Genomic DNA, 885 nt, shown 5'->3' with positions numbered 1-885 from the left:
AAGATCGGGCCGACGTTTGCCGGGCGCGTCAAACGCCTGGAGGTGCATGTAGGCGACCAGGTCAAGGCCGGACAGGTGCTCGGCGAGATGGAGCCGGTCGACCTTGATGATCGGGTGCGCTCACAGGAGTCTGTATTCAAGCGGGCGGAAGCGGCTTTGCGCGAGGCAGAAGCCCGGCAAGCCTACGCGCAAACCCAGGCGCGCCGCTATGAGCAATTGTTTGCGGTGCGTTTTATCAGCGAGGAAATCGTCACCACCAAGCAGCAGGAACTGCAGATCGCCGATGCCGCCCTATCCGCAGCTCGGGAAGATATTGCCCGGGCACGCTCCGACCTCGAAGGACTCGTCGCGCAGCGGAGTAATCTGCGCCTGATCGCGCCGGTCGACGGTGTAGTCGCCGTGCGCGATGCCGATCCCGGCACGACCATCGTCGCGGGCGAGGCCGTGGTGGAAGTAATCGACCCCAAGAGTTTGTGGATCAATGCGCGCTTCGACCAGATCAGCGCATCGGGGCTGGCTGGGAGGCTGCCGGCTCGTATCGTCCTGCGTTCGCGTGGTGGCCAGACTTTGAAAGGTCGCGTGTTGCGGGTGGAACCCAAGGCCGACGCGGTAACCGAGGAAACGCTTGCCAAGGTGACATTCGATAACAAACCAGAACCTTTGCCACCGGTGGGTGAATTGGCCGAAGTCACGGTTGACTTGCCGGCGCTCCCGGCCGCTCCACTGATCCCGAACGCTGCCGTCCAGCGTGAGGGCGACAAAGTTGGTGTCTGGCAAATGGTGGATGGTGATCTGCATTTCTCCCCGGTCAAGCTCGGTGCTTCCGACCTCAATGGTTACGTGCAGGTGCGCGAAGGGCTCAAGAATGGGGACCAGATTGTGACC

Annotated in this window: 1 protein-coding gene; it reads left to right on the top strand. The window is 62.1% G+C overall.

Annotated features, from left to right (window positions below; genetic code table 11):
* Positions 1–885, top strand: an 885-nt coding sequence (locus tag ACYVG7_RS10105) for an efflux RND transporter periplasmic adaptor subunit (protein ID WP_460882998.1), incomplete at both ends; no start/stop codon positions are given.

This window comes from Pseudaeromonas pectinilytica (assembly GCF_054780855.1).
This window is presented reverse-complemented; position numbering and strand designations above follow the sequence as displayed.